Genomic DNA, 7,655 nt, shown 5'->3' with positions numbered 1-7,655 from the left:
TGCTCCGGCTGTTCCGGCGGCAACTGTGCAAGCTGCGGGCATTAGACGGTAAGATCATGCGAACTACTCTTACCATTGCTACACGCGGCAGTCGCCTGGCCCTCTGGCAGGCCGAACACGTCAAAAGCTGCCTTCAGGCAGCCATGCCCGGCCTTGAGGTGCACCTTAATGTCATAAAGACCAAGGGAGACATCATCCTTGATGTTCCCCTGGCCAAGGTTGGCGGCAAGGGGCTGTTTGTAAAGGAAATTGAAGAGGCCCTGCTCAACGGCGAGGCGGATCTGGCCGTCCACAGCATGAAAGACGTGCCGATGGAACTGCCCGAAGGGCTTATGCTCGGTTGCGTTCCCCCGCGCGAGGACCCGACAGACTGCCTGCTTTCGCACAAATATGACTCTGTTGCGTCGCTGCCCCCCAACGCCTGCGTGGGTACAAGCAGCCTGCGCCGTCAGGCCCAGCTGCTGGCCCAACGGCCGGATCTGCGCATTGAAAGCTTGCGCGGCAACGTGGATACGCGGCTGCGCAAACTGCAAGAGGGCGTATATGACGCCATAATCCTTGCCTCTGCCGGGCTGAACCGCCTGGGGCTTTCCGCGCCGTACATGCATGCGCTTGACCCGCACACTTTCCTGCCCGCGGTAGGCCAGGGGGCGCTTGGCATTGAATGCCGTGAGAACGACTACGAGCTTTTCACCCTTCTGGCCGAAATGGAAGACACCGCGACCCGCGTGTGCGTTGAGGCCGAACGGGGTTTTCTGGCCGGGCTTGAAGGCGGCTGCCAGGTTCCCATTGCCGGCCATGCGCGCCTGCTGGACGACGAAACCCTGCGCCTTGAAGGCCTGGTGGCCGAGGTTGACGGCAGCCGCATTCTGCGCTGCAGCAAGGATGGTCATACCTCTCAGGCGCGCCAATGGGGCCTTGAACTTGCCGAGGAAATTCTTGAGCAGGGCGGCAAAGGCATTCTTGAAAAACTTTATCGACAGTCATAGGTATACCACATAGATATGTCCAAAATCTCCCCTCTGCCCGAGTCCAGACTGCACGCTGCCATGGACCCTGCCCGCATTCCCTGGGATGACAGCCAGGCCATCCCGCCTTTGCGCAACGGGCGCAAAAACCCCTTCCAGCCCCGCGCCATGCAGGCGCTGGATCTTGCCCTGCAAATCAAGGCCCGCGGCTACCATGTCTACCTTTCAGGAGAGGCGGATCTGGGGCGTACCCGCATGCTTCTCGACTATCTGCGCCCGCAGGCCCGCAAGGCTCCCACCCCGCCGGATCTTGTCTATGTGCATAATTTTCAGGACCCGGACCATCCCCTGCTTTTTTCCCTGCCTGCGGGCCTGGGCAAAAAATTCAGGCAAAGCATGATGGAGATGGTGGACTCCATCGTCAAGGAACTGCCCCGCAGGTTTGAGGCCAGCACGTATTTGAAGCGCCGGGCCAAGCTTGTGGACAAATTCCAGACGGCCCGCATGGGGCTTTTGCGCAAGATGAACTCGGTAGCCGTGGACAAGGGTTTCAACCTGGACATGGATGAAAACGGCGGCTTGACGCTCTATCCTCTTGTCGAGGGCAAAAGGCTCAATGAAGAAGAGTTTGACAACCTGGACAGCACCATCCGCCTCAAGCTGAAAAGCCGCGGCGACAATCTTGTGCAGTCTATGGCCGGTCTTATGCGTCAGCTCAACAAGGCCGAGGAAAGCTTTCAGGATGACGAGCGCGGCCTTGAGCGCGATGCTATGGGGCAGGTGCTTGATACCCTGTTCACCCCCCTTGAGCAGCGCCTGCTCAAAGCATGCCCAGGGGATGATCTGGCCGCGTATTTTACGGCCATGCGCGAGGACATGCTGAAAAATACCGAAGCCTTTATGCACAGGGACGGCATGCCCCCTTCCCTCGCTGGCGATACCCACGGCGGCCCCGGCGCGGACATGGTTCTGTACCGTTATGCCGTAAACGTGCTGGTGGACAACAGCAAGCAGGAAGGCGCGCCCATTGTGGTCGATGACCATCCCACGGCCGTGAACCTTCTGGGCTGCATTGAACGCGAATCAGAAATGGGGGCGCTTGTCACAGACTTTACCCTGATCCGCGCGGGAAGCCTGCACAAGGCCAACGGCGGCTTTCTGGTGCTGCACGTGGAAGACCTGCTGCAGCACCCCACAGCCTGGGAAGGGCTGTTGCGCGCCTTGCGCTCCGATCAGGCCCGCATCGAAGATGCCGGCGAAGCGCCGGACACTGCCATCCGAACCAAAGGACTCAGCCCCGATCCGCTGCCCCTTGACCTCAAGGTGGTGCTCGTCGGCGGCGAAGACCTGTATGAGGGGCTGCTCGTCAATGACGACCGCTTTCCAAAGCTTTTTCGCATCAAGGCGCACATGGCGGATGAAACCGAGCGCAATGCCGCGAATATCCGCCATTACCTCGGCCACATCGCGCACATCATACGCGGCTGCGCGCTCCCTCCCTTTGACCGCACGGCCCTGGCATGGCTTGTGGACCTGGGCTCACACCTTTGCGAAGACCAACGCCGTCTTTCACTCAAGTTTCCCCTGTTACGCGAACTGATGATAGAAGCTTCCGCCCTGGCCCGTCTGAAGGGGGCCGACACGGTCAGCGCCCCCATTATGGAAGAAACCCATGCGGCGCGCCTTTATCGGGCCAATCTTGTGGAAGAAGTGTTTATGGAGGAATATGACCGTGAACTGATCAAGGTGCGCACATCGGGCGCAGCCGTTGGTCAGGTCAACGGCCTCTCGGTGACCTGGCACGGAAACTTCGAGTTCGGCCTGCCCCACTGCATTTCATGTACCGTAGGTGTGGGACACGAGGGCATCATCGACCTTGAGCGCGAGGCGGAACTCGGCGGCCCCATCCACACCAAGGCCATGATGATCATCAAAAGCTACCTCACCGACCTTTTTGCCCGCAAAAAGCCTCTTGTTCTTTCCGGTTCCCTGTATTTCGAGCAGAGCTATGCCGGCATTGAAGGCGATTCCGCCTCCGGCGCGGAACTGGTGGCCCTGCTCTCGGCGCTGGCCGATGTTCCCGTGCGGCTCGACCTGGCTTTTACGGGCGCGGTCAGCCATGCGGGACAGATCATGGCCGTGGGCGGCGTTACGCGCAAGGTGGAAGGTTTTTACAAGGTTTGCGCCAGGCATGGGCTTACCGGCACACAGGGTGTCATCATCCCCTATGACAACGCAGACCATCTCATGCTTTCGCCCGACGTGCTCCGGGCAGTGGAAAACAAACAGTTCAGCATCTACGCAGTGCGTCGCATTGAAGAGGCCCTGCTGTTGCTGACCGGTCTTGCCGCCGGGCGCAGACTGAAAAATGGAGGTTTTTCACGCGGCAGCCTGTATGACCTCGTTGACAAAAGACTTGAGCAACTGGGCGATTACGCACAAAATGCCTTCAGGAGAAGCAAACGGAGCTGACTTTTTATACATCTGCCGGGCTGCACGACACTGCAGTATTGACTTTACACGTTTTTGCAGATAATACAGTTAACTATAAGTAAGTAAGCAAAGGACTATCCAACCTGTTCCTGCGAAGACCATGATGAATAAAAGCAAAAAAGAAGCGTTGCTCCAGGCGGCCAAGGATCTGTTTGGCGAGTGTGGCTATGTAGAAACCACTTTCAAAAAGATTTCCGACAGGGCGGGGGTCGCGCTAGGCCTGCTGACCCACCATTACGGCAACAAGGAAAAGCTCTTTTTGGCTTCCGGCCTTGATGTGCTGGAGCATTTCCTGAAAAAGCTACGCCAGGCCACTGCCGATGCAGATTCCGGCTTTGACGGCGTCATGCGTTTTTGCAAGGCGTACCTTGATTTTTCCATTGACAAGGATTCCAACTGGCTGGTGCTTGTACGCTGTTCGCCCTACAGCGACATGAAAACCAAGACAGACCGTGACACCATGGATTCCATGTTTTCACAGGTGCATCAGGAGCTTGAAAGGGTCATTTCCCGTGGCATTGAAGACGGCAGCCTGGTCACGGTTGACAGCAAGTCAACGGCTCAGGTGATCATTTCCCTTATGGTGGGCGCCAACCGCACACGGGTGCTCACGCCTTATGCCGCGCCCACGCTGTACAAAGACGTGCTGGACTTTGTAGCCCGGTCCATCAAAGCCTGAGCGTATTTTTACGCAGCCAACGGCCAGGCACTGTTGACAACAACGTAAAGAACAGATAGAAAAAATTAATGAAGCTAACAACCGCCATCAGCTATTTTCGATATTATTTTACCGGAGTCAGCAACTGACCCCAGGATGCGCGGATATTTGGCAAATTTGCTTATAAGGTAACATAGCCGCCGACCATAGGGGTCGGCGGCTTTTTTAGTCTGTGCCTTTTAGCGCCGGAGGGCCAATGGATCTTGTTTCAACCCTGCTGCTGACGGACGCCGCCGTGCGTGTTGCCATGGCATTACTCGCCGGTTCTTTTGTACTGGCGCTTGTTACCCTGGTACGCCAGGTACAAAGGGGATAAGCCATGCTTGGCGACGCTCTCATCTGGCTCGGCTACATAGCCGTCTTTATCTGGCTGGCGCGAAAAGGACGCGGACACGACGCCATGGCGACGGGGCGCGTAGGTTTTGTCATTCAGGCGCTTGCCTATGTGGCAACGTATATTTCCGCCGTGGCCCTCGTGGGCTTCGGCGGACTTTCATATATGTACGGCATGCAAATGCTCCTGGTTGCCGCAGGCAACGTATGGCTCGGCACATGGCTTGTTTACCGCTATCTGGCATGGCCTACCAGGGTCTGTCAGCGCAACCTTCAGGCCCGTACGCCGACGCAGCTTATCGCCAAGGGACACAAAAGTCCGTTGCTGGGCAAGGCTCTTGCCCTGGTTTTTGCCATATTCCTTGGCGTTTATGCTTCCGCAGTCATCAAGGGTGCAGCCCTGATGCTGGCCCAGATACTGCCTGTTCCCGTCTGGGCGCTGATCTGGATAGCAGCCGTGGTGGTGGGCGTAGTGGTCTTTATCGGCGGTCTGCGTGGCGTTCTCTACACCGAAGCCATGCAGGGCATCGTCATGCTGGTGGGCATTGTGCTGCTTATCGGAGCCGTGCTCAACAGGGTTGGCGGCCCCATTGAAGGCATGGCGCAGTTGGCGCAGCTGCCGCCAACCCCCCTGGCAAATGCCGGTTTTCTTTCCCTTTCCACGGGGGAGCAAGGCTGGTTCATCATATCGCTGGTCATGGTCACATCCGTGGCGGTATGGGCGCAGCCGCAGATGATGCAGCGCCACTTTGCCCTGAACTCGCCCCGCCAGATCAACCGCATCACCCCTCTCGCCATGCTGGTGCTTACCGTGCTTGTGGGTGGCACGTATTTTGTGGCCGCATTGTCGCGCCTTATTCTGCCCGATGCGGCCTCGGCTGATGAAGTGGTGCCCCACCTTGTAAAAATGCTCATGCCCGATGTGGGGCTTCAGCTTTTCGTGCTGGCTATTGTTTCGGCCTCCCTGTCCACGGCAACGGCTCTTTTTCACATTGCCGTATCGGCCATTGCCGAAGATCTGCCCGGCCGGCCCGCCACAAGGTTTTCATGGTTTGTCGGCATTGTTTTCTGCGTGCTGATTTCGGGCGGCAGCGCACAGATCAAGGGGCAGCTCATCGCCCTTCTGTGTACCACCAGCTGGAGTATCGTCGGCGCGACGGTGCTGACAAGCTATGTGGCCCTTGTCCGCTTTGGCAAACGCAGCCCCATAGCCGCATGGCTGAGCTGCGGACTGGGCTTTGCCTCATGTCTGCTGTGGTATCTGCTGGCCAATAAAGCCGTCTCCCCTACCCCCGTACTTGGAATGCAAGCCGCCCTCATTCCTCCTTTTTTTGTGGGCATAGCCTTTTCGCTGATGGGCTGGTTTTTGGGCTGGGCGCTGGACCGCGAAGGACGCAAGGCTTCCACGTTCTGGCCCGCGCCCAATGCGTAACACAGAGAACTTTTCAACAGATCTTCCCGAAACAGGACCAAAAGATGACCAGCCCCCAATCACGCGGGCTGGTCACAAAAACCGCAACGGCTAATAAAATGACCGGCTTTTTTCGAAATTCCATCGAAAAAAGCCGGTCAATCCTTTTGTGAATGCGCTCAGATTTCAAAAAAATATACGTTCTTCAGCGCGCACAATGGCGTCCTGGCGGCGGCACAAACGTTTTCCCGGCAAAGCTACTTCGCATGAAGCAGAAAAAAGCTCGACGCTCAAGCCGCATAAGCCCACTGGACCCGCACCAAAACCGTCAGAACCCACAAAGCTCAGGCCATGCGTTTGGCAGGCAGAGAGCGGACATCACGAGAAAGCCCGTATCTACTGCATTCCCACTGCCGTATTGATTCTGGCGTTTGCAACCTTTTGCAGCCTGAAGTGAGGCAACTGAAAAAACTGGCAAAGTTTCCAACGGCTGAAAGCCAACATTTCATATTCTGATGATAAATTTTGCTCTTCCATGCCATCAATACCAAAGGAGGAGGAGGAGGAGGAGGCAATCCACTTAAACTCCCGCACACCGCCATATGAACAATGTCCCATCAGGGACAATGGTCAGCCTCGCGGCTTTATACCATTGTAGCCCTGATGGGACATATCAATTTTCTGCGATCTTTATTTTATCAGATCTGCGAGCTTACCAAGCTGCGCGCGCAGGCTTTTTAGGCTCGGCTTTATTCACCCGCAATGTACGGCCATCAAGATCTTGACCATTAAGGGCCGAGATAGCGCGACTGGCATCAGAGTCGTCCATTTCGATAAAACCAAAACCACGGGGACGGCCGCTTTCACGGTCCAACGGCAGTTTAACGGAAATTACGCTGCCATAGGTGGAAAACAGATTGGAAATGCTGTCTTCAGTTGTGGACCAAGCCAGATTGCCGATATAAATTGAAGTAGCCATAGAGACTCCGTTTGTTAGGGAGGGTAGACTTTCCGCTGGAAGCCTTACCCATGTAAAGTCTCTGGCAAAAAAATTTACGACGCCCGATCATTGAGTACAAAATATAGGAGAAATTAAATATTACGTCAACACAAAATAATTTTACTATACTTGATTATACCATTATCCACATGTTGTTTTACATCCATCCTCGGCATATAGCACACTTATTTTATATATAAATACAATAATAACAATTCAAACAGCATGTTCATATCCTCAATACTCACAACATCAACATGATTTGTTTATAAAAATCACTGATATTCAGATAATCATGACCAAGACATGAAATAAACCATGTACCATTGGAAAGTGGATCAGAGATGCCTGGAGAATGCATAATGAACTGCCTGTATTTTCAGCACCAGCACAAGAGCAGATACCGCCGCGCAGGCACATCCGCACAACGCCGTGCTTTACCTTGAGGGCATACGCATGAGCCAAGTTGATCCCTTGAGTAATTTCTGCTCCTGGAGCATAAAACGGAGGGGGTACGGCATACTCGCGCTGGGGCGATCTAGTCTGCGCGGCCCTCACGGGCGCTAGCCGTTGAGGATAACGTACGGTATTTTTCGCACATTCCCAAAATGGAAGTAGCCCTTCATGTCGGTTAGGTTTGGTTATGACCAAACAACCACCAAACCAGCATGAGGGCTACAAATGAAAGCTACCAAGGAGCACGGGAAAAAGAAAGTTCCGGTTGTCGTCGTA

General features: G+C 55.3%; 6 protein-coding genes. 4 read left to right on the top strand and 2 right to left on the bottom strand.

Features of this window, described 5'->3' with window-relative positions:
• The first annotated feature begins 56 nt into the window (after positions 1-56).
• The 4 genes from hemC to V6C07_RS08985 all read left to right on the top strand — a co-directional run bounded on the left by hemC (position 57) and on the right by V6C07_RS08985 (position 5,944).
• Entirely contained in the window at positions 57-989 is a 933-nt protein-coding gene (hemC, locus tag V6C07_RS09000; RefSeq protein ID WP_333536078.1) for a hydroxymethylbilane synthase, read from the top strand.
• 15 nt (positions 990-1,004) lie between these two features.
• Positions 1,005-3,440, top strand: a complete 2,436-nt coding sequence (locus tag V6C07_RS08995) for a Lon protease family protein (RefSeq protein WP_333536074.1) — start codon at positions 1,005-1,007, stop codon at positions 3,438-3,440.
• A 124-nt stretch (positions 3,441-3,564) separates the two neighbouring features.
• On the top strand, positions 3,565-4,140 hold the full coding sequence (locus tag V6C07_RS08990; RefSeq protein WP_333536076.1) for a TetR/AcrR family transcriptional regulator: 576 nt from the start codon (positions 3,565-3,567) through the stop codon (positions 4,138-4,140).
• A 358-nt stretch (positions 4,141-4,498) separates the two neighbouring features.
• Positions 4,499-5,944, top strand: coding sequence for a sodium:solute symporter family protein (locus V6C07_RS08985; protein ID WP_333536073.1), 1,446 nt, complete (start codon positions 4,499-4,501; stop codon positions 5,942-5,944).
• A gap of 375 nt (positions 5,945-6,319) precedes the next feature.
• On the opposite strand, the gene V6C07_RS08980 is transcribed toward V6C07_RS08985, so the two are convergent.
• The gene (locus V6C07_RS08980) at positions 6,320-6,550 is read right to left on the bottom strand and encodes a hypothetical protein (RefSeq protein ID WP_333536070.1); all 231 of its coding nucleotides are present in this window, start codon (positions 6,548-6,550) and stop codon (positions 6,320-6,322) included.
• 85 nt (positions 6,551-6,635) lie between these two features.
• The gene (locus tag V6C07_RS08975; protein WP_333536068.1) at positions 6,636-6,902 is read right to left on the bottom strand and encodes an RNA recognition motif domain-containing protein; all 267 of its coding nucleotides are present in this window, start codon (positions 6,900-6,902) and stop codon (positions 6,636-6,638) included.
• Between the last annotated feature and the right edge of the window lie 753 nt (positions 6,903-7,655).

This window comes from Desulfovibrio sp. 1214_IL3152 (assembly GCF_036763055.1).
In the GTDB taxonomy this organism is placed as follows: Bacteria; Desulfobacterota; Desulfovibrionia; order Desulfovibrionales; family Desulfovibrionaceae; genus Desulfovibrio.
Note: the sequence above shows the minus strand (reverse complement) of the source record. Positions and strands in the feature narration are given on the sequence as shown.